At 63.6% G+C, this 1,284-nt stretch carries 2 protein-coding genes; both read right to left on the bottom strand.

What is annotated here, in order from left to right; genetic code table 11:
- The coding region (gene tnpB / locus QX048_RS35180) for an IS66 family insertion sequence element accessory protein TnpB (protein WP_315828672.1) at positions 1-323 on the bottom strand (323 nt) is incomplete at its 3' end.
- A complete protein-coding gene (tnpA, locus tag QX048_RS35175) occupies positions 320-1,216 on the bottom strand; it encodes an IS66-like element accessory protein TnpA (protein WP_315752136.1) in 897 nt (298 codons plus the stop codon). The genes tnpB and tnpA, both read right to left, overlap by 4 nt.
- Positions 1,217-1,284 lie beyond the last annotated feature (68 nt).

Below are 1,284 nucleotides of genomic sequence, written 5' to 3'. Positions count from 1 at the left end.
TCTGGCGCGCGCCAGTCGATGCCTTCGATCAGCATCGCGAGCTGCGCCGGCGTGAGCGTGATCGAGCCATCATAACCCGCCATCACCGGCCACACGAAGCCGCCCTGGTCGATGCGTTTGGTGAACAGACAAAGCCCGTTGCCGTCCCAGAACAGGACCTTCAGGATCGATGCCTTTTTGCCGCGGAAGGCAAACAGATGACCGGAGAACGGATCCTTCTTCAGCGTGTCCTGCACCAGCATTGCGAGGCCGTCCATGCCCTTCCGCATGTCGGTGTAGCCGAGGGCCAGGTGCACCTTCACGCCTGCAGGAACGAACATCATGATGCTGTCTCTCCGCTTTCGATCCGCGCCCGCACCGCATCCGGATCGCTGCCGGCGGGAGCGAAGACACGCCGTCCGTCAGCGAGGTCGACGGCCATCATGCCCTCCGGTGGACGCACGAGATCGCGCAGGGCGCGTGCGGCGGGCATGTCGTCGGGCAGCACAACACGGGCGAGCTTGGAGCGCTTCTTTTGCGCGATGCCGAACTGCGCGCGCCAGCGGAACAGCAGCCCGGTGACAATCCCATGCTTGCGAGCGACGGCAGAGACTTTGGCGCCTGGTAGCTCGGTTTCCCTGGCGATCGCGAGCTTCTCTTCGTCGCTGAAGAAGCGGCGGGCCGGCGTTTTGGTCGCGGCCGGATCGCCGATTTCAGCGGCTGTCAAGCGGCGTTCGGGCTGTGAGTTCCTAGCACTAGTGCTAACGGGCGGACGGGCGGAGGGATGAAGATGGGCGCGCCAGTCGATCGTGACCTCGCCGGTGGCCAGTCGGTCGCGCCATTTGTGCAGCGAATGCGGCGACAGCTGCATCGCCGCGGCGTAGGCGCGGAGTTCCATCCCGCTCCAGTTCAGCGCCTCGACATGCATCGCCCAGAACGCCGGGGACGCTCGATTGCGTACATCCGAGGTGATCGTGAACCTGCGCTGCTTCTGCTTTCGGAGCGCCTTTTCGCGCTCTTCCCGGGCGCGCTCGCGGCGCAATTCCGTCTGATATTTCTCAAGCTTAAGCGCAGTCTCGTTGCCGGCCAGCCGCTTCAGCCAACGCCGCAACGTGTTCTCGGTCAGACGTTGTTGCTGGCAGTATTTGCGGATCCCGAGACCGCTCCGACGCCACGCTTCGATGTGCAGCGACCACCATTCGCGGCGAGCTCTGTTCTCGAAATGTTTGGATCCCACCGGAGATTCTCCACAGCAGCAGAGAACTCGAAATGGAACGACAACACACGAGGGGGAAGGTGTGCAGA

The sequence above is a fragment of the Bradyrhizobium sp. SZCCHNS30572 genome (genome assembly GCF_032484415.1).
In the GTDB taxonomy this organism is placed as follows: Bacteria; Pseudomonadota; Alphaproteobacteria; order Rhizobiales; family Xanthobacteraceae; genus Bradyrhizobium.
This window is presented reverse-complemented; position numbering and strand designations above follow the sequence as displayed.